This window comes from Marinobacter salexigens, assembly GCF_018860765.1.
GTDB classification, from domain to species: Bacteria; Pseudomonadota; Gammaproteobacteria; order Pseudomonadales; family Oleiphilaceae; genus Marinobacter; species Marinobacter salexigens_A.
Map to the genome: position 1 here is coordinate 132740 of NZ_JAHKPV010000006.1, position 23826 is coordinate 156565.

The 23826-nt window shown below is 54.2% G+C and carries 20 protein-coding genes; 10 read left to right on the top strand and 10 right to left on the bottom strand.

Features of this window, described 5'->3' with window-relative positions:
- Positions 1–49: 49 nt before the first annotated feature.
- Genes KO508_RS06205 through tkt form a run of 3 tightly spaced genes read right to left on the bottom strand, consistent with a single transcriptional unit; the run spans position 50 to position 4277 of the window.
- Positions 50–1210: a phosphoglycerate kinase gene (locus KO508_RS06205; RefSeq protein WP_216007485.1), complete on the bottom strand. Its 1161-nt coding sequence runs from the start codon at positions 1208–1210 to the stop codon at positions 50–52.
- Positions 1211–1248: 38 nt separating this feature from the next.
- The gene (locus tag KO508_RS06210; RefSeq protein WP_216007486.1) at positions 1249–2277 is read right to left on the bottom strand and encodes a type I glyceraldehyde-3-phosphate dehydrogenase; all 1029 of its coding nucleotides are present in this window, start codon (positions 2275–2277) and stop codon (positions 1249–1251) included.
- Positions 2277–4277, bottom strand: a complete 2001-nt coding sequence (tkt, locus tag KO508_RS06215) for a transketolase (RefSeq protein WP_216007487.1) — start codon at positions 4275–4277, stop codon at positions 2277–2279. The genes KO508_RS06210 and tkt overlap by 1 nt, the downstream gene beginning before the upstream one ends.
- 257 nt (positions 4278–4534) lie before the next feature.
- On the opposite strand from tkt, the gene KO508_RS06220 reads away from it, so the two are divergent.
- The 8 genes from KO508_RS06220 to KO508_RS06255 all read left to right on the top strand — a co-directional run bounded on the left by KO508_RS06220 (position 4535) and on the right by KO508_RS06255 (position 12981).
- A complete protein-coding gene (locus KO508_RS06220) occupies positions 4535–5539 on the top strand; it encodes a metalloregulator ArsR/SmtB family transcription factor (protein WP_216007488.1) in 1005 nt (334 codons plus the stop codon).
- Positions 5540–5728: 189 nt separating this feature from the next.
- Positions 5729–6919 (top strand): methionine adenosyltransferase, encoded by a 1191-nt coding sequence (metK, locus tag KO508_RS06225; RefSeq protein ID WP_216007489.1) that lies wholly within the window; start codon positions 5729–5731, stop codon positions 6917–6919.
- A gap of 226 nt (positions 6920–7145) precedes the next feature.
- Positions 7146–8519, top strand: coding sequence for an adenosylhomocysteinase (ahcY, locus tag KO508_RS06230; RefSeq protein ID WP_216007490.1), 1374 nt, complete (start codon positions 7146–7148; stop codon positions 8517–8519).
- 12 nt (positions 8520–8531) lie between these two features.
- Positions 8532–9401, top strand: coding sequence for a methylenetetrahydrofolate reductase [NAD(P)H] (metF, locus tag KO508_RS06235; protein WP_216007491.1), 870 nt, complete (start codon positions 8532–8534; stop codon positions 9399–9401).
- Positions 9402–9610: 209 nt separating this feature from the next.
- Positions 9611–10369 (top strand): transporter substrate-binding domain-containing protein, encoded by a 759-nt coding sequence (locus KO508_RS06240; protein ID WP_216007492.1) that lies wholly within the window; start codon positions 9611–9613, stop codon positions 10367–10369.
- Between the two features lie 93 nt (positions 10370–10462).
- Positions 10463–11134, top strand: coding sequence for an amino acid ABC transporter permease (locus KO508_RS06245; RefSeq protein WP_216007493.1), 672 nt, complete (start codon positions 10463–10465; stop codon positions 11132–11134).
- Positions 11135–11147: 13 nt separating this feature from the next.
- On the top strand, positions 11148–11894 hold the full coding sequence (locus KO508_RS06250) for an amino acid ABC transporter ATP-binding protein (RefSeq protein ID WP_252737949.1): 747 nt from the start codon (positions 11148–11150) through the stop codon (positions 11892–11894).
- Between the two features lie 106 nt (positions 11895–12000).
- On the top strand, positions 12001–12981 hold the full coding sequence (locus KO508_RS06255; protein ID WP_216007494.1) for a GlxA family transcriptional regulator: 981 nt from the start codon (positions 12001–12003) through the stop codon (positions 12979–12981).
- Between the two features lie 55 nt (positions 12982–13036).
- Here KO508_RS06255 and KO508_RS06260 read toward each other — a convergent pair whose 3' ends face one another.
- The 7 genes from KO508_RS06260 to KO508_RS06290 form a co-directional block, all read right to left on the bottom strand.
- Positions 13037–14014: an NAD(P)H-dependent flavin oxidoreductase gene (locus tag KO508_RS06260; RefSeq protein ID WP_216007495.1), complete on the bottom strand. Its 978-nt coding sequence runs from the start codon at positions 14012–14014 to the stop codon at positions 13037–13039.
- A gap of 1 nt (position 14015) precedes the next feature.
- The gene (locus KO508_RS06265) at positions 14016–15638 is read right to left on the bottom strand and encodes a BCCT family transporter (protein WP_216007496.1); all 1623 of its coding nucleotides are present in this window, start codon (positions 15636–15638) and stop codon (positions 14016–14018) included.
- 69 nt (positions 15639–15707) lie between these two features.
- A complete protein-coding gene (locus tag KO508_RS06270; RefSeq protein ID WP_216007497.1) occupies positions 15708–16865 on the bottom strand; it encodes an acyl-CoA dehydrogenase family protein in 1158 nt (385 codons plus the stop codon).
- A 23-nt stretch (positions 16866–16888) separates the two neighbouring features.
- Positions 16889–17671, bottom strand: a complete 783-nt coding sequence (locus tag KO508_RS06275) for an enoyl-CoA hydratase-related protein (RefSeq protein ID WP_216007498.1) — start codon at positions 17669–17671, stop codon at positions 16889–16891.
- Between the two features lie 40 nt (positions 17672–17711).
- The gene (locus KO508_RS06280; RefSeq protein ID WP_216007499.1) at positions 17712–18494 is read right to left on the bottom strand and encodes an enoyl-CoA hydratase-related protein; all 783 of its coding nucleotides are present in this window, start codon (positions 18492–18494) and stop codon (positions 17712–17714) included.
- The gene (locus KO508_RS06285; RefSeq protein ID WP_216007500.1) at positions 18491–20593 is read right to left on the bottom strand and encodes an acetate--CoA ligase family protein; all 2103 of its coding nucleotides are present in this window, start codon (positions 20591–20593) and stop codon (positions 18491–18493) included. Before KO508_RS06285 ends, KO508_RS06280 begins: the two co-directional genes overlap by 4 nt.
- 444 nt (positions 20594–21037) lie before the next feature.
- Complete coding sequence (locus KO508_RS06290; protein ID WP_216007501.1) at positions 21038–21526, bottom strand: DUF2505 domain-containing protein; 489 nt, start codon at positions 21524–21526, stop codon at positions 21038–21040.
- A gap of 182 nt (positions 21527–21708) precedes the next feature.
- On the opposite strand from KO508_RS06290, the gene KO508_RS06295 reads away from it, so the two are divergent.
- Both KO508_RS06295 and KO508_RS06300 read left to right on the top strand, forming a co-directional pair.
- Positions 21709–23058 carry an adenosylmethionine--8-amino-7-oxononanoate transaminase gene (locus KO508_RS06295; protein WP_216007502.1) on the top strand — a complete coding sequence of 450 codons (1350 nt, stop codon included), beginning with the start codon at positions 21709–21711 and terminating at the stop codon, positions 23056–23058.
- A 15-nt stretch (positions 23059–23073) separates the two neighbouring features.
- Positions 23074–23808: a 16S rRNA (uracil(1498)-N(3))-methyltransferase gene (locus KO508_RS06300; protein ID WP_216007503.1), complete on the top strand. Its 735-nt coding sequence runs from the start codon at positions 23074–23076 to the stop codon at positions 23806–23808.
- Positions 23809–23826 lie beyond the last annotated feature (18 nt).

Here is a 23826-nt window from a genome sequence, read left to right on the forward strand (position 1 = left end):
GAAAGCGCCACCACACCTGCCTTGCGAATCCAGATCTGGGTTAGCGCCTTTACGCGCCGCGCTCTTCCAGTACGGCTACCGCTGGCAGTACTTTGCCTTCCACAAACTCCAGGAAGGCGCCACCACCGGTGGAAATATACGAGATCTTGTCAGCTATGCCATATTTGTCAACGGCGGCCACTGTGTCACCGCCGCCAGCCAGTGAGAAGGCATCGCTTTCGGCGATGGCTTCGGCCAGAGTTTTGGTGCCGTTACCAAACTGGTCAAACTCGAATACGCCTACCGGGCCGTTCCATAGAATGGTTTTGGCGTTTTTGAGCAGTTCGGCGAACTGGCCTGCGGTTTCTGGGCCTACGTCCAGAATCATGTCGTCATCAGTCACGTCGGAGATGTTACGGATGGTGGCTGTTGCGCTTTCAGCGAATTCGCTGGCAACCACTACGTCTACCGGCAACGGGATGTTCACGCGGGAGGCTATGTCTCTGGCGGTTTCCAGCAACTCGTGCTCGCACAGGGATTTTCCGACCGGATGGCCTGCTGCGGCCAGGAAGGTGTTAGCAATGCCGCCACCTACAATGATTTGGTCACACACTTTTTCAAGGGCGTTGAGTACGTCAAGTTTGGTAGAGACTTTGGCGCCGCCAACAATGGCTACAACCGGCTTGGCGGGGTTATCCAGCGCTTTGCCTAGTGCGTCCAGTTCCGCCGCCAGCAAGGGGCCAGCGCAAGCGTCTGGTGCAAAGCGGGCAACGCCGTGGGTAGAGGCTTGGGCGCGGTGGGCTGTTCCGAAGGCGTCCATTACGTAAAGGTCGCACAGGGCCGCGTATTGCTTGGCCAGTGTTTCGTCATCTTTCTTTTCGCCTTTGTTGAAGCGAACGTTTTCGAACAGCACTACTTCGCCGTCGGCTACTTCAACGCCATCAAGATAATCTTTAATCAGGCGTACTTCCTGCCCCAAGGCTTGGGTGAGGTTGTCGGCTACGGGTTTGAGGGAGGCGGCTTCGTCGTACACGCCTTCTTCCGGGCGGCCCAGATGGGACATCAGCATGACTTTAGCACCGGCGTCTCTTGCTGCCTTGATGGTGGGCAGGGAGGCGCGGATGCGGGCATCGCTGGAAACCGCGCCGTTTTTGACAGGTACGTTAAGGTCTTCGCGGATCAGAACCCGCTTTCCAGCGAGGTTCAGGTCGGTCATTTTTTTGATGGCCATGATCTGGGTTCCGTTATTTCGGTTTGTTAGCAAAGAGTTTAGGTACGAGAAAGCCAACTTTGGCTTACATCCAGCATGCGGCTGGCAAATCCCCATTCGTTATCAAACCAGCACAGTACTTTCACCATGGTACCCCGGGTTACGCGGGTTTGGCCGCCGTCTACGACGCCGGAGTGGGAATCGTGGTTAAAGTCTGAGCTGGCCAGCAGTTCGTCGGTGTAGCCGAGTATGCCTTTTAACGGGCCGTTTGCCGCTTCTTTCAACACGCGGTTTACCGAGGGCACGTCGGTTGGCTCTCGAACGTTAAACACCATATCGATGGCGGATACGTTCATGGTAGGTACGCGCAGGGCTACCGAGCTGAAGCGTCCTTCCATGTGCGGGAGCAGCCGCTCAACGCCTCGTGCCAAACCTGTGTCTACGGGCACTATGTTGTGGAGCGCGCTTCGCGTGAGGCGCAGATCTTGGTGGTGGTAGGCATCAATCACAGGCTGGTCGTTCATGGCTGCGTGAATGGTGGTGGTGCTGCCCTGCTCTACGCCAAAGGCCTTATCCAATACAGTAATCACCGGTACTAGGCAGTTAGTGGTACAGGAACCTGCCGCCACTATCCGATCTGTTTTCGAAATGTCTGCGTCGTTGATGCCAAAGACAACGGTGCGGTCTACATCGGATTCGGCGGGCTGGGAAAACAATAAACGTTTCGCGCCCGCTTGAAGATGCAGCTCGGCCGTAGCCCGGTCCGAATAGGCGCCCGAACATTCCAGCACCAAATCAATATCCAATTCACTCCACGGCAGCTCTGCCGGATCGGAATGCCGGAGCACGCGAATGGCATCGCCATTGATGATCAGATCTTGTCCCTGAACGGCAATACTTCCGGAGAACCGGCCATGGGTGGAATCGTACCGGGTTAGGTGCGCAATGGTGTCGATATCAGAAAGCTCGTTAATCGCGACCACCTGCAAGTGATCGCGAAAACCGTTTTCGTATAGGGCACGCAACACGCACTGGCCAATACGGCCATACCCGTTGATCGCAATACGAAAGGGCGCGGAGTTTGTCATTAGGCGTCCAATAGTTCCGAGGCCACTTCCAGAATGTTCTCCACGGTAAAGCCAAACTCTTTGAACAACTCGCCAGCAGGTGCGGACTCACCAAAAGTGGTCATGCCTACAACGCGACCATCCAGCCCCACATACTTGTACCAGTAGTCAGCAATGGCCGCTTCGATGGCAATGCGGTTGGTGACTTCGATTGGCAACACTTGTTGTTTGTATTCAGCGCTCTGGGCATCGAATACGTCGGTTGAGGGCATGGAAACAACGCGCACTTTCTTGCCCTGCTCTCGCAGTTTGGCAGCGGTGTCTTGCGCCAAGCCAACTTCTGAACCGGTGGCAATCAGAATGAGGTCTGGCTCGCCTTCACTGTCTGTTAGCACATAGCCACCTTTCGCCACGTCTGCCAATTGCTGTGCATCACGCGCCTGCCCAGGCAAACCCTGACGGGAGAAGATCAAAGCGGTTGGGCCGTCTGTGCGCTCAATAGCAGATTTCCAAGCCACGGCGGATTCTACCGCGTCGGCCGGGCGCCAGGTGCTCATGTTTGGCGTAGTGCGCAGGCTTGCCAGCTGCTCGATTGGCTGGTGAGTTGGGCCGTCTTCGCCCAAGCCAATAGAATCGTGGGTGAATACGTAGATAGAACGCTGTTTCATCAGTGCGGCCATGCGCACGGCGTTGCGGCAGTATTCCATAAAGATTAGGAAGGTCGCGCCGTAGGGTACGAAACCACCGTGCAAGGCGACGCCGTTCATAATGGCGGCCATGCCGAACTCGCGCACACCATAATAGATGTAGTTGCCGCTGGCATCTTCTTTGGTCACGCCTTTTGAGCCGCTCCAAATAGTGAGGTTAGAGCCCGCCAAATCAGCGGAACCGCCCAGCAATTCTGGAAGCAATGGGCCGTAAGCGTTCAGGGTGTTCTGGGAAGCCTTGCGGCTCGCAACGGTCTCGCTCTTGTCCTGACATTCCTGAATGTAAGCCTGAGCTTTTTCAGAGAAGTCGGCTGGCAGCTCGCCCGCCATACGGCGCTTTAGTTCAGCCGCCAGCTCTGGCTCGGCCTTTTCGTAGGCTGCAAAGGTTTCATTCCAATCGCTTTCTGCCTTGGCGCCTTTTTCTTTGGCGTCCCAAGCGGCGTATATGTCGGCTGGAACCTCAAACGGGCCGTGTGCCCAACCCAGCGCTTCGCGGGTCAGTGCAATTTCGTCGTCACCCAGAGGCGCGCCGTGGGAAGATTCGCTGCCCTGCTTGTTGGGGGAACCGAAACCGATAACTGTTTTGCAGCAAATGAGTGTGGGCTGATCGGTGTTGGCACGCGCCTTCTCAACCGCCGCACGCACTGCATTGCCATCGTGACCATCTACATCCGGGATAACCTGCCAGCCGTAGGACTCAAAACGCTGCGGTGTGTTATCAGTAAACCAGCCTTCAATCTTTCCGTCGATGGAAATGCCGTTGTCATCGTAGAACATAATCAGCTTGCCAAGACCCAGAGTACCGGCAAGGGACGATACCTCGTGGGAGATGCCTTCCATCAGGCAACCATCGCCCAAGAACGCGTAGGTGTAGTGATCAACCACATTATGGCCCGGACGATTAAACTGCGCCGCCAGTGTTTTCTCTGCAAGCGCAAAGCCCACTGCGTTGGCAATGCCCTGCCCCAGTGGGCCTGTGGTGGTTTCAACACCCGGGGTGTAGCCATATTCAGGATGGCCCGGGGTTTTTGAGTGCAGTTGCCGGAAGTTCTTGATGTCGTCAATAGAAACGTCGTAACCGCTCAAGTGCAGCAACGAATACTGCAGCATGGAGCCATGGCCGTTGGAAAGCACAAAACGGTCGCGGTTGGCCCACTGCGGATTCGTTGGGTTGTGGCTCAGGTAATCGTTCCACAGCACCTCGGCGATATCCGCCATGCCCATGGGCGCACCCGGGTGGCCGGATTTGGCTTTCTGAACCGCATCCATGCTCAGCGCGCGAATGGCGTTGGCGAGATCTTTACGAGAGGGCATTGACGTTTCTCCACTGTTTTTTCAAGGAAATAGGGTGCAATCCAGAGCTTTTTACAGGGCGATAAAAAGCTGCTCAAAAATAAGGCGCGTATTTTCGCCGATTAGGGTGTGCCTGGGCAAATCGACGTGCCGCTTCTGTGTAAATATTCACGATGAGTTTGCCGAAAGAGACTGATTTCAAAGAATGATAAATCTATATCAAAAAACTTTGATATGCCTATTGATTGAGCAGTCTAACCCACATACACTCCGCAACCATGACCACTTTAAATGCACACGTTAACCAAATTTCCTCCGTGGACGTACTTGCCCCCATCTACAAGGCAAGTGGCGACCCATTGCGGCTGGAAGTACTGCGTGTGCTGCGTCGCGATACCTTTGGCGTGCTCGAATTGAGCCAGTTATTCGATATGCGTCAGTCTGGCATGAGCCACCATTTAAAAGTGATGCACAAGGCAGGTCTGGTAGAACCACAGCGTGAGGGCAACGCCATTTTTTACCGCCGCCCACTGCATTTGGATAACGAGAAGCCAACAGATCTGACCATTCGCCAAATTTTTGAAGCGGTCGACAGTGCGCCCCTGCCAGCACACCTGCAAGACAAGATTGAAGCCATCCGTAACCAGCGGGCTAATCAGTCACAGGCGTTCTTCTCCCGGCACTCAGAGCAGTTCCGTGAGCAGCAGGAGTTGATTGCTGCCTTTGATCTGTATGCCGCCCCTGTAGCAGACATGATTCGCAAGCGTACGCGCAAAACACTGTGGCAAACGGCACTGGAAATCGGCCCGGGTGAAGGCGGTTTTCTGCCGGTATTGTCCGAGCTCTGCGAACACGTTGTGGCGCTGGACAACAGCCGCGACATGCTCGCCAAGGCAACTCGCACCTGCATTGACGAGCGTTTAAACAACATTGATTTGATCGAAGGTGTCACCGACACCCTGCTGGCCCGGGGCGATGCATTTGATCTGGTGGTCGCCAACATGGTGCTGCACCACGTACCCAGCCCGGCCGACATTTTTCTCGATGCCGCCGCACTGATGAACAACGGTGGCTGCCTGATGATCAGCGACCTGTGCAGGCACGACCAAAACTGGGCACAAGAAAATTGTGGTGATCTATGGCTTGGCTTTGAGCCGGAAGAGCTCACAGCATGGGCTGCAGCGGCAGGCTTAAAAGCTGGTGAGCAGCTGTTTATCGGATTGCGAAATGGTTTCCAGATTCAGGTGAGAGAGTTCTGGAAAACCCAACTGCCGCTGAGATAACCAATCTCTCATCACATTTTTCATTAAACCCAGATATTCCGGGCCTTCACAGGGAATATCAAAATACTTTGATATTGTCGTAGGTAGTAATACCTACGCACACCAAACCAAAACAGATAAAGACGTCGGCACCTGCTGCATCACTCAGCCACCGACAAGATTTCAAAACGCTCACAAAGGAGCAAACCTATGTCTGACTACAACATCTTCACCTCCGAATCGGTCTCTGAAGGCCACCCGGACAAACTGGCTGACCAAATCTCCGATGCGGTTCTGGATTCTATCCTTATAGAAGATCCCCACGCCCGTGTAGCCTGCGAAACCATGGTAAAAACCGGCGTTGCCATCGTAGGCGGTGAAATCACCACCAGCGCTTGGGTAGACTTAGAAGACTTAGTTCGCGGTGTGATCAAAGACATCGGCTACACCTCCTCAGACGTAGGCTTCGACGCCGACACCTGCGGCATCATCAACATCATCGGCAAGCAGTCCGTCGACATTGCCCAAGGAGTCGACCGCCAGAAGCCGGAAGATCAGGGCGCGGGCGACCAAGGCCTAATGTTCGGTTACGCCAGCAACGAAACCGAAGTGCTGATGCCTGCACCCATCACCTTCGCCCACCGCTTGGTAGAGCGTCAGGCCGAAGCCCGCAAAAACGGCATTCTCCCGTGGCTACGCCCAGACGCGAAAAGCCAAGTAACCTGCCGCTACGAAAACGGCAAAGTTGTTGGAATCGACGCTGTTGTACTCTCAACTCAGCACGACCCCGACGTTACTCAGGAAGACTTGAAAGAAGCCGTAATGGAACTGGTTGTTAAAAACGTACTGCCGCCCGAATTGCTACACAAAGGCACCCAGTACCACATCAACCCCACCGGCAAGTTCGTTATCGGCGGCCCGGTTGGCGACTGCGGCCTGACTGGCCGTAAAATCATCGTAGACACCTACGGCGGCATGGCCCGCCACGGCGGCGGCGCCTTCTCCGGAAAAGACCCCTCAAAAGTCGACCGCTCTGCCGCCTACGCTGGCCGCTACGTTGCCAAAAACATCGTTGCTGCTGGATTAGCCGACAAGTGCGAGATTCAGGTGTCCTACGCCATCGGCGTGGCCCAACCAACCTCCATCTCCGTAAACACCTTCGGCACCGGCAAAATCGGCGACGACAAAATCATCGAACTGGTACGCCAGAACTTCGACCTGCGCCCTTACGCCATCACCAACATGCTCGACTTGCTACACCCCATGTACCGGGCCACAGCAGCCTACGGCCACTTCGGCCGCGAGCCGGAAGAAGTAACCGTTGCGGGCAAAACGTTCACCACCTTCCCGTGGGAGAAAACCGACCGCGCAGCTGCTCTTAAAGACGCTGCAGGTATCTAACGGATTTGTCGGCGTATTCAAGATCGCATACGCCGAAACCAGAACGAGGTGGTGGGGTCATCCCTCCCCGGAATGTCGTAGGCCATGGACGGCCGGAGACAAGCGCACATGGATGTGCTCGTAGCGGTTCCGGGGAGGGATGACCCCACCACCGACATATCGAAATTTAGCAGCACCGAGCCTTACTCACGGCTCGGGCCAAAACAGAACCAAACGGAGCACACCAATGAGCAACTTCGACGACTACAAAGTCCGCGATATCAATCTGGCCGATTGGGGCCGCAAAGAAATCAAAATCGCCGAAGGCGAAATGCCAGCCCTCATAGCACTGCGCGACAAATACAAAGCAGAGCAGCCGCTGAAAGGCGCCAACATCATGGGCTGCATCCACATGACCATCCAAACCGCTGTACTGATCGAAACACTGATCGAACTAGGCGCAGACGTACGCTGGTCATCGTGCAACATCTTCTCCACACAGGATCAGGCAGCTGCCGCCATCGCAGCAAAAAACATCCCCGTATTTGCATGGAAAGGTGAAACCGACGAAGAATACGACTGGTGCCTAGAGCGCACCATCGGTGCAGACGTAGATGGTTGGGAACCCAACATGATTCTGGACGACGGCGGAGATCTGACTGCCCTGCTCCACGAGAAGTACCCGGAAATTCTGGCCAACTGCCACGGTGTTACCGAAGAGACCACCACTGGCGTACACCGCCTCCAAGAAATGCTGCGCGATGGCACCCTGAAAGTACCAGCCATCAACGTGAACGACGCCGTAACCAAATCCAAAAACGACAACAAATACGGCTGCCGCCACAGCCTCAACGACGCCATCAAACGCGGCACTGACCACCTGATGTCTGGCAAAAAAGCTCTGGTGATCGGCTACGGCGACGTGGGCAAAGGCTCTGCGGCTTCACTGCGTCAGGAAGGCATGATTGTCAAGGTAACCGAAGCTGATCCGATCTGTGCCATGCAGGCCTGCATGGACGGCTATGAGGTTGTTTCCCCATACATCAACGGCGTGAACACCGGCACCGAGGCGGGCATCGACAAAGCCCTGCTGCAGAACACCGACATTCTGGTTACCACTACCGGCAACATGAACGTGTGCGATGCACATATGCTCAAAGCTCTAAAATCCGGCGCGGTTGTGTGCAACATCGGCCACTTCGATAACGAAATCGATACGGCCTACATGCGCAAAAACTGGGAATGGGACGAAGTTAAGCCACAGGTTCACGTAATCTATCGCGACAAGGCCACTAACGACCACCTAATCCTGCTCTCCGAAGGCCGTCTGGTAAACCTTGGCAACGCCACGGGCCACCCTTCACGCATCATGGATGGCTCCTTTGCCAATCAGGTTCTGGCGCAGATGTACCTGTTCGAACGCAAGTTCGCAGACCTGCCCGAAGACGCCCGCGCGAAAGGCATCTACGTTCAGGTTCTGCCCAAGAAACTGGACGAAGAAGTTGCCCTCGCTATGGTTGAAGGCTTTGGTGGCGTCATCACCAAGATGACTCCGGAACAGGCGCAGTACATCGGTGTACCGGTCGAAGGCCCGTACAAGCCAGAAAGCTACAAGTACTAATCGGATAACAAGATGCAATCCCAGAAACAGTTTAAACGCCGCTTCAGCTTTGAGTTTTTCCCGCCCAAGACCGACTTGGGCAAGGAAAAACTTCAAACTGTTCGCGACCAACTCGCCGAGGTGAACCCGGATTTTTTCTCGGTCACCTTCGGCGCGGGCGGTTCCACCCGGGACCGCACCATTGAAACCGTGCTCAACTTGCACAAGCAGGGCATTTCAACAGCCCCCCACCTCTCCTGCGTCGGTGGTACGCGGGCAGAAATTGCGGAACTGCTGGATCTGTATAAAGAGAACGGCATCAACCGGATTGTCGCCCTTCGCGGTGACATGCCCTCTGGTATGGGTGCATCCGGTGAAATGCGCTACGCCAACGAGTTGGTCGAGTTCATTCGTGAACACAGCGGCGATCATTTTAATCTGGAAGTAGCAGCCTATCCGGAGTTTCATCCGCAGGCACGAAATGCCGAAGATGATCTGAAGAACTTCGCCCGCAAAGTGGAGGCTGGTGCCAACAGCGCCATTACTCAGTACTTCTTTAATGCAGACAGCTACTTCTACTTCATCGACCGGCTGGAAAAGCTCGGGGTAACCATTCCTGTGGTGCCGGGGATTATGCCCATCGTGAACTTCTCTAGCTTAGTGCGCTTCTCCGACATGTGCGGTGCGGAAATACCGCGCTGGATTCGCAAGCAGCTCGAAGCTTACGGTGACGACAGAGAGAGCATTCTCAAGTTCGGTGAGGAAGTGGTTACCGAGATGTGCGAGAAGCTGCTGAAAGCCGGCGCGCCAGGGTTGCACTTCTATACCCTGAATCAGGCTGAGCCGAGCATCAGCATCTGGAAGAACCTTGGCATCAGTGAGCGGGATAAGATCGCTTTTTGAGACATCCGCTCTCCCCAACCCTCTCCCGCAAGGGGAGAGGGAGTTAGACTCCCCAAGCATTTGATTTTCGGCGCTCACCTGAGTCATAGTCTAAAGTGTATGTGATGCAGTTCCACCAATGCTCCCCGGGGTTCACGGTCACCAACAGTGAGCTCCCGGTTTGCCTTATCGGGCAAGCGGAGCCTCAATAAGAAAGAAAAGGAGAAAGCATGAGCACGAAATGGCTGAAAACTCTGGGTACAGGTCTAGCACTTACCGTAGCAGCGAGCGCTGTCAGCGCTGAAACCCTGCGCATAGCTACCGACCCCAGCTTTGTTCCATTCGAGATGTTGGATCAAGAAACCGGTGAGATGATTGGGTTTGATATGGAGATCATCGCCGAAGTCGCCCAGCGCGCAGGCTTTGACTACAACATCAACACCATGGACTTCAACGGCATCATCCCAGCACTACAGACAGGCAACGTGGATATTGCCATTGCTGGTATCACCATCACTGAAGCACGTGAAAAAATCGTTGATTTCTCCGACCCGTACTACGATTCCGGTCTGCGGATTTTGGTTCGCCAAGACAACAACGACGTAACCGAAATCTCTGACCTTGAAGGCCTAAAGGTTGGCTCCAAAATCGGCAGCACCAGTTACGACTTCCTGAAGAAAAATCTGGATAAAAACGACGGTGTAACGCCATACCCGGGCAGCTCGGATATGTACATGGCGCTGATGTCCCGCTCTGTAGATGCCGTGTTCTACGACTCCCCGAACGTGGGCTATTTTGCGCGTACCAAGGGTGAAGGCAAAGTCAAAACCGTTGGCAAGTTATACGAAGGCCAGCAGTACGGCATCGCGCTGAAGGACGGCAGTGAGTGGGTGGACGAAGTTAATGAAGCCCTTGCCGAAATGAAAGAAGACGGAACCTACAAAAACATCTATGAAAAGTGGTTCGGCCCGCTGCCTGAAGGCAAGTAAAGGCTGAAGGGCCGCTAGGCCTATTCCTATCATAGCGCCGGGAGCTAATTAGCCCCGGCGACTTCTGACGCCAACCCTGCGGAGACGCACACTGTGGATTCCCAGTTCCAATTTGACTGGCAGGCAGCCATAGACTCCATCCCTTTTCTGATAAAAGGGATACCCTACACTCTGATGATTTCTTTTGGCGGCCTGATGATCGGCTTTGCCTTGGGCATCATATTTGGCTTGCTGAGCATTAACAAAAAGTGGTTTTTGAGATGGCCCGCAACGGCCTATATCGAAATCTTTCGTGGTACCCCTATTCTCGTTCAGGTTTTGTTTATCTTCTACGGTTTGCCGGATTTGATCGGTGGCCCTATTGACCCCCTAACCGCGGGTATTGCCGCCATTGCGCTGAATTCGGGCGCATACATTTCCGAAGTTGTGCGCGGTGGCGTTCAGTCCATCGACAAAGGCCAATCGGAAGCCGGGCTTTCTTTGGGCTTGTCTCGCACCCAAACATTCTGGTCTATCATTTGGCCGCAAGCCTTCCGGCGTATGATTCCGCCCCTTGGTAACCAAGCCATCGTCAGTATCAAGGACACCTCGCTGTTCTCGGTTATTGGTGTGGGCGAACTTGTTCGCCAGGGTCAGGTTTATATTGCCAGTACCTTCACCGCCTTTGAGGTGTATTTTGTGGTCGCGATTATGTATCTGGCCATCACCCTCTCACTGTCCCTGATTCTCCGCCTGGTTGAACGGCGCGGACTGGCCTCTGTCTGAAGGAACCTGATACATGACTCATATCGTACAAATGAAGGGCATGAACAAGTACTTCGGCAAATTGCATGTCCTTAAAGATATCGATTTATCCGTAGAACAGGGCGAAGTGGTCGTTATTATCGGCGCCAGTGGCTCCGGAAAATCCACCTTAATTCGCTGTGTGAACGGGTTGGAAGAATTCGAATCTGGCCAATTAGAGGTTGAAGGTCAAAAACTTGCACCAAAGGGCGGAAACCAAGAAGCCCTTTCGAACATTCGCAAAGAAGTAGGCATGGTATTCCAGCAGTTCAATCTGTTCCCTCACCTTACGGTGAAGAAGAACATTATGCTGGCGCCACAGAAAGTCAAAAACACGCCACAGACGGTGGCAAATGCGACAGCAGAGCGCCTGCTGGAACGGGTAGGTATTGGCAGCCAAGCCGACAAGTACCCCACCCATCTCTCCGGTGGCCAGCAACAACGGGTTGCCATTGCTCGTGCCCTAGCCATGGAACCGCGCTTAATGCTGTTTGATGAGCCCACGTCAGCACTGGACCCTGAAATGATCGGCGAAGTGCTCGATGTCATGCGGGAACTGGCAAGAGAAGGTATGACCATGATGGTGGTCACCCACGAAATGGGCTTCGCTCGGGAAGTGGCCGACCGGGTGATCTACATTCACGAAGGTCAGATTGTGGAGCAAGGTAAGCCGGATGACGTGTTCGACAACCCTCAGAATGAGCGCACTCAGGCGTTTCTCTCGCGGGTGCTGGCGCACTGATAGGCTGCTGGGTTACCACTGTCAGGTTTTGATATCGCCCCTTCACAGGGGCTTTATTTCTTAATTTAATATTAAAACCAAGAGCATAATTCAGGATAACAGCGTCGTGATCAAAAACTACGGCATCCTTTTATTACCGGAGTTCAGCAATCTATGCTTTTCTAACCTCATAGAGCCGCTCCGGGCCGCCAATGACTTATCTGACCAGCCGGTCGCCAAGTGGCACTTGTTTTCTCTTAATGGTCACAGTGTTTCAAGCACCAGCGGCCTGACATTTCCAGTTAACAAAGGCATCTCCGACATTCCGGACACGGCTCCGCTGGACATTCTGTTTGTTCTCGCCAGTTACAACTACAAATCTTACATCACGCCTGAGCTGATTCACCAACTCAAGAAACTGAAGCCCTATGCCAAACAAATCGCCGGTTTGGATGCGGGGTCGTTTGCCCTCGCCAGAGCAGGCCTGTTAAGCGGCTACCGGGCAACCATTCACTGGGCAGAGCTTGAAGTGTTCCAGGAAACCTTCCCTGAGATCAAAGTGTGTGCCGACCGTTACGTTATTGACCGAGACAGAATCACTACCGGGGGCGCCAGCACGTCGATGGATCTGATACTGGAAGTGATTCGCCGGCACCACGGCGAGCAACTGGCGATCGAGGTTGCTGAGTTCCTGATTTTTGATATTGAGCGTCCTGGCAGCAGCCAGCAACGGGAATTTACTTCCGCACGGCTCAGTATGCGAGCACCACGCCTGGCCAAAGCGGTTAAAGTTATGGAGGCCAATATTGAAACGCCGCTGGCCATCTCGGACCTGGCACTGCAAGTGGGTACGTCACAGCGACAACTGGAACGGGAATTTCGCAATATTCTAGAAACAACACCAGCCCGCTATTATATTTTTCTGCGCGCGGCTGCAGCCCGGCGATTATTGCGGGAAACGAATTTCAGCATTACTCAAATTTCTGTGCGCACTGGCTTTAACTCGTCTGCTGCACTCATACGAAATTACCGCTCCACCTATAACTGCACACCGTCAGCCGATCGTAAGCTGCATAAACTACGTACAACGCCCCCTGTCGAATTATAAAAAAGCCCCCGAGGGGGCTAAAGTCATAAAACGTCTCAATTCAGCTCATTTCGTATCAGGCAATTGTTAGCCCGGCCAGGCGCCCGCGAACAATCTCGGCCGCTTCCGACACAATACGCTTGACCAATTCGTCGACCGTTGGAATGTCATGGATCAAGCCCTGAGACATTCCTGCCCACCAAATCCCCTGCTCCATATCCCCTGTTTCCAGCACTATCGCCCCGCGCTTGCCTGCTACCAGTTCAGTCACATCCGAAAACTCGCTGCCTTCCCGCTGTTCAATGCGCGCCACTTCTTCTGCAACAGTATTACGATGCACCCGCGCGGTGTTGCGGAATTTACGGAAAATAAGCTGGGTATCCCGCTCGCTACTCGCCACTAGCTTGTCTTTCAGGTTCTGATGCACCGGAGCCTCCACCGTGCATAAGAAGCGGGTACCCATGCTCATGCCCTCAGCACCCATTGCCAGAGCTGCGACCAAACCACGGGCATCACTAAAGCCACCGCAGGCAACGACAGGAATGCTCAGCGCATCCACCGTGCTCGGCACCAACACCAGTGATGGAATATCATCTTCGCCCGGATGCCCAGCGGCCTCAAAACCGTCAATGATCACCGCATCGCAACCAACCTCTTGCGCCTTCAGTGCATGGCGTACCGAGGTGCATTTGTGGACCACTTTGATGCCGGCAGCCTTGAACGCCGCCATGAATGGCTCAGGGCTGCGCCCCGCGGTTTCGACAAATTTGACGCCAGAATCAATGATGACCTGTGCGTACTCCGCATAGGGGGGTGGTGTAAGCGTGGGCAAAATTGTGAGATTTACGCCAAACGGCTTGTTGGTCATTGCCTGAGTACGAACAATCTCTTGCGCCAAGGCCTCGGGCGTTGGTTGTGTCAGTGCGGTAAGAAACCCCATCGCGCCCGCATTGGCAACTGCTGAAACCAGCTCTGCCGTTGACACTCGCTGCATCCCGCCCTGAAGGACGGGATGCTCAACTCCAAACAGCTCCGTAATCCGCGTTTTAAACATGTTATTTCGCTCCTGCTAAAGGTTCTCTGACCCTGATTGGTGATGCTTTAACCACTACGCCCCTGCTCACCTGAGTCAGTGATGACTGCAACTCCGGGTAATCCACGCGCAACCAGCGCAACAGTGAGACGAAGGACATAAACATCACCACCATTAAGGGCACGCCAACAACGAGGCTTGCGGTTTTTAGCGGCTCCAGTCCACCAGCATTCATCAACACCAGCCCTGCGGCTCCCAGCGCTACTGCCCAGAAAAACCGGTTGGCGACATTTGGCTCAATACCTTCACCAAGGTTACGCGACGTTACCGAAGCCAATACATACGCGGACGAATCCACCGTTGTACCGGAGTACACAAAGCCCACCAGGATAAATAGCACCAAAATAATATCGTAGAAGGGCAACTGCTCCAGAGTGCCTAAAATGGCAGCCGAAGGACCGTCACTGGCGATGGTCTCGATCACCGGAAAGGTGCCGTTCAGTTCGGCATGCATGGAAACGCTGCCAAACAGGACAAAGAATAAAATGCACCCAGCACTGCCGGCTCCCAGCACCGTCAGCCCGATATCACGGAAGGTACGGCCGCGGGATATACGAGCGATAAAAATACCCATATAAGGCCCCATTGCGACCCACCAGGCCCAGTAAAAAATGGTCCACCATTGCGGGAACATGCTTTCGGCCACTGGATCGGTGTAGAACGCCATGTGGGCGAACTCAGTGACCAGCAAACCCACGCTGTTGGTAAAGCTGTTCAGCATAAAGAAAGTCGGACCACCAATGAAAATCATGGCGCAGAGGATACTCAGAGCATAAAGATTGATCTGGCTTAAGCGCTGAATACCGCGTTTTAATCCCAGCACCACTGAGGTGACAAAAATGACAACCCAAATCAGCACAACTCCAATGTCAACATTGAAGGTGTGTTCGATACCAAACAAACGACTAACGGCTTCTGCCAGCATTGGCGTGCCCGAAGCCAACACAGTACCAATGCCTCCGACCAAGCCAAAAACCATCACAATATCAATTACCTTGCCCGCAAGACCGTTGGCATTTTTATCGCCAATGAGACCCGCGCAGCCCGCACTTAAGCGCAACTGCGATTGCTTACGGTTATAGAACGCATAGCCTATAGGGAAAGCCGTCAGACAATAAAACGCCCAAGCTAACGGCCCCCAGTGGAACATGCCGTACATCGCAGCGTAGTCAGCCGCCGCATCACTTTTTGGCTCCAGACCAAAAGGTGGCGCAGTAAAATAGTAGGTCCATTCAATGGACGACCAGAAAATCAGCGACGTGCCTATACCGGAGCAAAAGAACATGACGATCCAGCTAAGCCTCGAGAATTCCGGCTTGGCATCCGGTCCACCGAGCCGAACCTGGTTGTAACGCCCCAGTGAGAGCCATAACACCGCACCGAAGAAAAACGCTCCGGCCCAGATATAGGCGAACCCCAGTTGATTGGTGACAAACTCAAACGCAACCTTGATCGCTGCTTGCGTCTGACTTTCGAACACGATCATCACGATGATAACGGCGGTAACAATAATGCATGCAGGCCAGAAGATATGGCGATCTATCTGGGCCTCCTGTTTTTTAACCACGTTTGTTGTTGATTTCATTATTAAATGCCTCTATTCGACCTATTTATTATTAGAAGATCTAAAGCTTGCTTTGGGCAATAATCGTTTTTACGCCTGAGCCCTCAACAGTTCCTTGGAAATGATGTGGCGCTGAATTTCCGACGTACCTTCCCAGATTCGCTCGATTCGGGCATTTCGCCACAACCGCTCCACAGTCGTTTCATTCATTAGCCCCATACCACCGTAGATTTGTACCGCCTCATCGGTCACACGCCCCAGCATTTCGCTGGCATAGAGTTTTGCCATGCCGGCATCGCCATCGGTCATCGTGCCCTGATCCATCTTCCAGGCGGCATGCAACGTCATCAACTCGGCCGCCCGAATCTCAGTGACCATGTCTGCCAGCTTGAACGAAATACCCTGATTGGAACCGATTGCTTTACCAAATTGTTTTCTGTCGGCGGCCCATTGCGTTGCAAGCGCCTGCGCACGCTGAGCTTGGCCAACGCAGTGAGCAGCCACCATGACCCGTCCCGCAGTCAGCCAGGCATTGGCCACATCCCAGCCTTTACCCACGTCACCCAGAACTTTGGACTCATGTACCCGGCAATCATCAAAAAACATTTCATACTGGTGATAACCACGGTTACTGACGCAGATGGGGCCACGGCGGACGGTGAAACCCGGGGTGCCCTTATCCACCAGAAACGAGGTAACCTGATTACGGGGACGTCCTGACGAGTTATCAGTACCGGTAACCGCAAACACAATCGCAAAGTCGGCTTCGCCAGCATGGCTTATAAAATGCTTGCCGCCATTGATCACGAAGCTGTCGCCGTCCTTGCGCGCACGGGTGGTGATACCCGCTGCATCAGAACCCGCACCTGGCTCAGTCAGAGCGAAACAGTCCGCCTTCTCGCCGCGAACGCACGGCATTAGGTAATCGTTAATCTGCTCCCCTCTGCATGCCATCAGGATATTGCTTGGACGCGCGACAAACACCTGCAGCGCCCACGAGACTTTAGCCAACTCCCGCTCAATCAGAGCCTGGGAAACGTGATCAATACCCAGTCCTCCCACTGATTCGGGCATATTAAACGCATACAGGCCGGCCTCCAGCGCCTTTTGAGTGATGGTCGTAGCGAGCTCCGGGCTTACCTCGCCGCTGGCTTCAACGGCATCTTCGTGTGGCAACAGTTCTTTTTCGACAAAAGCTGCTGTTGTGCTTACCAGCATGCTTTGTTCTTCGGTCAACTGAAAATCCATAGTCTTCTCCCAATCAGATATTGTTATTGTCCAGTCCACTCAGGGGCTCGCCCTTCAAGAAACGCTTTGGCGCCCTCTTGAGCATCTTTGCTGTCGAGCATAGCCATGAATGCCGGCCACTCTTTTGCCCGCAGGGCCGCATAACTTTCAGCGAAGGTCAGACCTTCTGTTAGCTCGATCGCTTCCTTGATGGCCGCCAAAGAAAGTGGTGCAGCCTTGATCAGCTCATGTGCCAACTCACGGGCGGCGGACATGGCCTCGCCCTTGGGCACAACGGTGTTAACCAAGCCAAGGTCCATAAGCTCTTGGGCGGATAAACGCTGTGCAGTCATCAGAATGGAAAAGGCCTTTTGTCGCGGCAGCAATTTTGGCAGCAAGAAGGTAGCCACATCTGGAGCAACCCCCAGTTGCGCCTCCGGCAACCAGAACTGCGCGGACTCGTCGGCCACAACAAAGTCTGAACGCAGCAGCATTTCGAAGCCGGCACCGATGGCGTAACCATTAACCGCACAAATCACCGGCTTGTTCAGGTTCGGCAGTTCAATAAAGCCGCCGAAACCACCTTCACCAAAATCGCCGATGAACTCTTCCCCTTCGGCGACCGAGCTCAAGTCCCAACCACCACAGAAAAACTTCTCCCCGGCACCGGTAAGAATGGCCACCCGTAGCGAGGGGTCATCACGGAACTCCGCGAACAACTTGCCCATATCACGACTCAGCTCGGCGCTGACAGCATTGCCTTTGGGTTTATCCAGAGTGATTTCGAAAATTTCGCCATTACGCACAGCGTGCAGATATTCGGACATCGGTATATTCCTTTCTTGTTCTGAATTTGGAAATCGCTATTTATTCGCCAACCCAGCGGGGCTCCCGGCCCTCGCCAAATGCTTTGGCTCCTTCCATCGAGTCATCGCTTTCCAGCATGGTTTTGAACGCCGGCCAGGTGTCTGTGCGCAAGCGCTCATAACATTCCGCAAAAGTGCTGGTTTCGGTACTGTTGACCACCTCTTTGATCGCTGCCAGCGACAAGGGGGCAGCTTTCAACAAGCTCTCAGCCAGCGCCCGCGCTGCGCTCATCAACTCCGATCCCGGCACAACCTGATTCACCAAGCCCCAGGCAGCCATTCGCTGGGCCGAAAACCGGCGCCCGGTCATCAGCACTTCCATCGCCCGTTGCCGGGTCAGTAGTTTGGGCAACATAAAGGTGCCAATATCCGGTGCAATGCCGATACGCACTTCCGGCAGCAAAAACTCGGCGTGCTCAGCCGCCACCACAAAATCAGCCCGCATCAGCATTTCAAATCCGGCGCCGACCGCCATACCATTCACCGCACAAATCACCGGCTTGTTGAGGTCTTTCATTTCGGGGAAACCGGCAAAGCCACCGTCACCAAAATCGCCTATGTATTCCTCGCCCTCGGCGACCGCATTCAGATCCCAGCCCGCAGAATAAAAGCGATCACCCGCACCGGTCATGATGGCAACCCGCAATTCCGGATTATCGCGAAATTCTGCAAAGACGCGTCCCAGCTCAAGGCTAAGGGGGATATCAATGGTGTTGGCTTTAGGGCGGTTAAGGGTAATCTCAAGCACAGCCCCACGACGCTCCAGCTCTAGAAATTCACTCATTGGACGGTCTCCTGAGTGTCAGCCAAATTCGCGGGTTGAGTGGTCTGATGACGGCCGGGAACACACCGGATCAGGGCGTCCGCAGCGACCACTCCCTGCCCTTCCGGCAACACCATCAGTGGGTTAACGTCGAGTTCAATCAATGAGTCCGCGTGGCGCTCGGCGTAGGCCGCAATCGCCATGACCGCATCAATCACAGCTTCCAAATCGGCCTCCGGCCGCCCGCGAAAACCGAACAGCAGGCTGGAGGTCTGCAGTGAGCGCAACGCCTTCTCCACCTCAGTGCGGTTGGTTGGCAACAGCAAGGGCTGACTGTCCTTGAGCAATTCCACCAGAATGCCACCAGCACCCACCACCAGATGCAGGCCGAACTGTTCATCACGACTGGCACCTATAATCAGTTCGGCGACGCTGCCGGAAACCATGTTCTCTATCAAAACACTGCGACCCATCGCCAACATATGCGTCACTGCTGCTGTAACTTCGACAGGGCAAGTCAGGTTTAACCGGACACCACCAACATCAGTTTTGTGGGCGACACCTAAAGCTTTGACAGCCACCGGATAACCCAGCTCTTCGGCCGCAACGACACCGTCGGCCGACGACGACACCACTCGGAACCTCGGCACGCTTAACCCATACGTCGATAACGCTTCTTTCGCACGTGCTTCGTCAATAACATGCTCACCCGCCATTTCAATGGAGGCACCTGGCAGAATTAACTGCGAGGGCTCCTTGCGGGCCCAGAGCTGGCCTATCCGGGCAGCCGCCTCAACGGCGGGGATTGCCGCCTGTATGCCATTCAGAGGGGCAATGCCGTGATCAAGCAACCGCAGCGACAGTGTTTCTGGCAGGTTGTCAGAAAGCGTTGACATTACGGCGGCCGGATATCGCAGGTTTTTGGCTGCCTCGATGATGGCCGCCTCCGCGCTTTCCCAATCAGAAGCGTCACAGCGATCTTCTCGAGGCAGATCCAGCATGCTGATCGCCAGATCGAAGCCTTCGTTCATAAACGCCTCGTAGGTGCGTCGCAAGCCTTCCCGATCACCCCAATCAAACAGCTGGTAATCCAAGGGGTTAGCTACCACCATTCGCTCGTGCACAACCCGCTTTAAAGCCATAGCTCCGCTGTCTGACAGTGGCGGTAGCGTCAGCGATGTCTTGCTTATGGCATCAGCCAAAATAGACATATCGCCTCCAGACGTGCTCATCGCGCCGACTCGAACGCCGCTGAGGGGGCCGTGCACATGCAACAACTTCAAGGTTTCAACCAGGGTTTCCAGCGAGCTCACCCGAGCGACCCCGGAGCGTTCAAACAACGCATCGATTAGGGAATCGGAACCACTCAAGGCTGCGGTATGAGACATCACCACCTGACTGGCAATTTCTGAATGGCCGGATTTCAGGGCAACAATAGGCTTGCCAAACTGGCGAGCAGTTTCGGCGGCCTGCTGAAAGGCCCACGGGTCGGATATTCCCTCGACATATAATCCAATCGCTGACACTTCATCCTGCTGGGCAAAGGTGGTAATTGCATCGTGAAGATCAAACTTGAGCCGGTTGCCCAGTGACACCAGGTAAGACACTGGCAAGCCGCGGCGCTGCATCGTGAGGTTAAAAGCGATATTGCTCGACATGGTGATAAAGGCAACGCCGCGGTCTGCCCGACGGCCACCCTGCTGGTCCGGCCACATCATGGCGCCCTGAATGTAGTTCAGAAAGCCGTAGCAATTCGGGCCCAACAACGACATGCTGCCGGCGGCTCGCAACAGGCTCTGCTCAAGGGCTTTTCCAGCCTCACCGGCTTCAGAGAACCCCGTGGCATAACACACTGCTCCGCCTGCGTCCCGAGCCGCCAGCTCAGCTACAATCTGGATACTCAAATCGCGGTTAACCGCAATATAGGCCGCATCAGGGCTACCGGGTAACTCGGCGACTGATCGATAAACTTTACGGCCGGAAATTTCATCATGCTTAGGGTGAACCGGCCAAATCTCTCCGGTGAAGCCAACCGCTTCGCATTGTTCAATCACTTTTTTTGCTTCACGACCGCCAAAAACAGCAATGGATTTAGGGTGCAGGAAACGTGTAGATAACATGGATAGAATCACTCCGGCTTTCGACTATTGTTTTTGCTTTAATTCGCCTTTTGCCGAAAAGTCGATGTGAAAAAAATTCCATACGAGCTGTTATCGGCATGTGCATCAGTGTCACTCACAAACCGACATGCCTAATTATCAAAAATCGACGGATAAAGATGATAATGCGACATTCTCCCAGCTCCGGAGCCAAAGGGGACATCGCCAAAATCATCAGTTTAGAAATATCCAGCCATCAGGCTGGTGGTCTGGTTTATTCGCGAAACGCTGGGGGGCAGCTGCGACGCCTACCGAGTCAGTGGCAAGTGCTGCTACAAGCCCCCCCCGGGTTTGGCGCTGCGCCATAGGTCACCGCAACGCTTGGGGTAGGTTTACGGCATGCGTAAAGATCCGGTTCCGGACCGGGGTTCTATTAGCCTAGACGATCTGATTGCGGAAGGTGCACTATAGAAGCTGCAGTATGGTTTCATACTCACGCTCCATTTTTACCTTGGAGTCTTCTCTCAGGAATGCCGAAATTTTTTTGCCCAGTAACGGAATGTCGCAACGCACATTCAAGGTCACATGATTGGTACAAGCTTCTTCCGTACCCTCCAGCCTCATCACGCCTTTGATCTTGGCTGGGACATCTTCAATGTGTACACGAAACTCGCAGTGCCATTCGCAGTCGCTCTTGCGAAACCAATGCTCTTCCTGACGAACCTGATTCCATTCACGGTGAAAATGCGAGAGCATACCCGGCACTTCCACCGACGTTGTCATCTGACGTTCAACCACCAGTTTTGCCGAGGCATCGTCCTTTTTCAGCTCCGCCACGCGCACATTCCGAGAGCCCAAGAACTCATTTTTCTCAAGGATATGATCTTTGTCGAAGAAGGCTCCAAGCACTCGCCCAATACCTACCTGATACGGGTGGGTCAGTTGCAGTTCCATAGTTAACAAGCCTCTATTTATTGATGCTGGAATTGTCGATGCAGAGCCAGTGGTGCGCATTGGCCTGCCTGTCGATACCCATTGGCACAGTAGTCAGTCGGCGCTGTTAACTGTATTATCACCAAGGGTTAACAGCCACCACCTTATTGCGTCAGCACCATCGCTTTATCGGAGAACCTTCTATGCGCAACGCCGACCTCGTCGCCCGCGGCCTCAAGTCCGTATGGCACCCCTGTACCCAGATGAAAGACCACGAAACTCTGCCACTGGTACCCATCAAACGAGGTGAAGGCGTCTGGCTGGAAGATTTTGAAAACAACCGGTTTATCGACGCGGTCAGCTCCTGGTGGGTGAACCTATTCGGCCACGCAAACCCGAGAATCAACGCAGCCATTCAGACGCAAATTGGCGAGTTGGAGCACGTTATTCTGGCCGGATTTACCCACGAGCCCGTGGTCAACCTATCCGAGCGGCTCATTGAGGTGACTCCCGAAGGCCTAAACAAATGCTTCTACGCCGACAATGGTTCGTCGGCCATTGAAGCGGCCCTCAAGATGAGCTTTCACTACTGGAAAAACCTTGGAAAGCCCGGCAAAAAGAATTTCGTAAACCTGAGCAACAGTTACCACGGTGAAACTCTAGGCGCTCTGGCACTTGGCGATGTGGCTCTGTACAAGGACACTTACCAACCATTACTGATGGAAGTGCTGACGGCCCCCTCCCCTGACGCCTACAACAAAGAAGAAGGCGAAACCGACGAAGCCTATGCCCTGCGCCAGTTTGAGGCCATGGAAAAACTATTGGCAGAAAAGCATGAGGAGATCTGCGCGATTGTGGTGGAGCCTCTCATCCAGTGCGCCGGTGGCATGCGTATGCACCATCCGATTTACCATACAAAGTTGCGCGAAGCTTGTGACCGCTATGGCGTGCACCTGATTGCAGATGAAATTGCGGTTGGTTTTGGCCGCACCGGCACCCTGTTTGCCTGCGAGCAATCCGGCATCACACCAGACTTTATGTGCCTTTCAAAAGGACTGACCGCGGGCTATTTGCCGCTCTCTGTCGTTCTGACGACAGATACCGTTTACAACGCATTTTACGACGACTACGAAACCCTAAAAGCCTTTTTGCACAGCCATAGTTACACCGGCAACCCCATTGGCTGCGCCGTGGCACTCGCCACGCTCGACATATTCCGGGATGATAATGTTATCGAAAACAACCGTCGGCTCTCGGCCTGCATGGCTGACTCTGTGGCGCATCTGGCTGACCATCCCAACGTTGGCGATATCCGCCAGCACGGCATGACCCTCGCGGTGGAAATGGTAAAAGACAAAGCCTCAAAAACACCGTTTCCCTGGCAGGAGCGGCGGGGTGTTCGCGTTTATCAGCACTCGCTAACACGCGAGGCCTTGCTTCGCCCCCTAGGTAATGTGGTTTACTTCATGCCGCCTTACGTCATCACCGAAGATCAGATTCGCCATCTGGCACAGGTCGCGACCGAAGGCATCAACATAGCCGTTAGGGACTGATCAAGGTACATACGCATGCGCATCCCCAGAATTTACACCGACTCGCCCCTGAGCGAAGGAAATAACGCAGATCTGGATGAGAACGCCACCCAACATGTTGGCCGTGTATTGCGTATGCAATCAGGGCAGGAACTAAAACTGTTCAATGGCGATGGCCAAGATTATCCCGCGACCATCACGGAAGCGGGCAAAAAACATGTACAAGTTCTGGTGGGCGCACCGCAAGCTAATCAAACCGAATCGCCTTTGCAAATCACCCTTGGCCAAACCTTATCCAAGGGGGATCGCATGGATTACGCCGTGCAGAAAGCCGTGGAAATGGGCGTTAGCCACATTGTGCCGCTCACCACGGAGCGCTGCGAGGTAAAACTTAAAGGCGACCGCGAAGACAAGCGCCTGCGCCATTGGCAGTCGGTTGCTATAAGTGCAGCAGAACAATGCGGCCGCGCCAAAGTTCCCGAAATCCTCCCGGTTATGACTTTAGAGCAATGGCTAGAATACAGCCGCACCTGCGACCTGCGTTTGGTTTTGCACCACCGCACCGAAAAATCGCTGAAATCCATGCACCGGCCCGGCACCATTGCCTTAATGATCGGCCCGGAAGGTGGCCTAACGGCAGACGAAATCGCACAGGCAGAGAAAGAAGGGTTCCTACCGGTGTCTCTAGGCCCGAGAGTGCTACGAACTGAAACCGCCCCCGTCACAGCCATGGCGATTTGCCAGTGGTTATGGGGCGATATTGGCAGCTAAGATCGAACTGCCGTCACG

Excerpts from the sequence above, each read along its gene's own strand:
- KO508_RS06205 (WP_216007485.1), bottom strand. The coding sequence starts at position 1,210 with ATGGCCATCAAAAAAATGACCGACCTGAACCTCGCTGGAAAGCGGGTT.
- KO508_RS06210 (WP_216007486.1), bottom strand. The coding sequence starts at position 2,277 with ATGACAAACTCCGCGCCCTTTCGTATTGCGATCAACGGGTATGGCCGT.
- tkt (WP_216007487.1), bottom strand. The coding sequence starts at position 4,277 with ATGCCCTCTCGTAAAGATCTCGCCAACGCCATTCGCGCGCTGAGCATG.
- KO508_RS06220 (WP_216007488.1), top strand. The coding sequence starts at position 4,535 with ATGACCACTTTAAATGCACACGTTAACCAAATTTCCTCCGTGGACGTA.
- metK (WP_216007489.1), top strand. The coding sequence starts at position 5,729 with ATGTCTGACTACAACATCTTCACCTCCGAATCGGTCTCTGAAGGCCAC.
- ahcY (WP_216007490.1), top strand. The coding sequence starts at position 7,146 with ATGAGCAACTTCGACGACTACAAAGTCCGCGATATCAATCTGGCCGAT.
- metF (WP_216007491.1), top strand. The coding sequence starts at position 8,532 with ATGCAATCCCAGAAACAGTTTAAACGCCGCTTCAGCTTTGAGTTTTTC.
- KO508_RS06240 (WP_216007492.1), top strand. The coding sequence starts at position 9,611 with ATGAGCACGAAATGGCTGAAAACTCTGGGTACAGGTCTAGCACTTACC.
- KO508_RS06250 (WP_252737949.1), top strand. The coding sequence starts at position 11,148 with ATGACTCATATCGTACAAATGAAGGGCATGAACAAGTACTTCGGCAAA.
- KO508_RS06260 (WP_216007495.1), bottom strand. The coding sequence starts at position 14,014 with ATGTTTAAAACGCGGATTACGGAGCTGTTTGGAGTTGAGCATCCCGTC.
- KO508_RS06265 (WP_216007496.1), bottom strand. The coding sequence starts at position 15,638 with ATGAAATCAACAACAAACGTGGTTAAAAAACAGGAGGCCCAGATAGAT.
- KO508_RS06270 (WP_216007497.1), bottom strand. The coding sequence starts at position 16,865 with ATGGATTTTCAGTTGACCGAAGAACAAAGCATGCTGGTAAGCACAACA.
- KO508_RS06275 (WP_216007498.1), bottom strand. The coding sequence starts at position 17,671 with ATGTCCGAATATCTGCACGCTGTGCGTAATGGCGAAATTTTCGAAATC.
- KO508_RS06280 (WP_216007499.1), bottom strand. The coding sequence starts at position 18,494 with ATGAGTGAATTTCTAGAGCTGGAGCGTCGTGGGGCTGTGCTTGAGATT.
- KO508_RS06285 (WP_216007500.1), bottom strand. The coding sequence starts at position 20,593 with ATGTTATCTACACGTTTCCTGCACCCTAAATCCATTGCTGTTTTTGGC.
- KO508_RS06290 (WP_216007501.1), bottom strand. The coding sequence starts at position 21,526 with ATGGAACTGCAACTGACCCACCCGTATCAGGTAGGTATTGGGCGAGTG.
- KO508_RS06295 (WP_216007502.1), top strand. The coding sequence starts at position 21,709 with ATGCGCAACGCCGACCTCGTCGCCCGCGGCCTCAAGTCCGTATGGCAC.
- KO508_RS06300 (WP_216007503.1), top strand. The coding sequence starts at position 23,074 with ATGCGCATCCCCAGAATTTACACCGACTCGCCCCTGAGCGAAGGAAAT.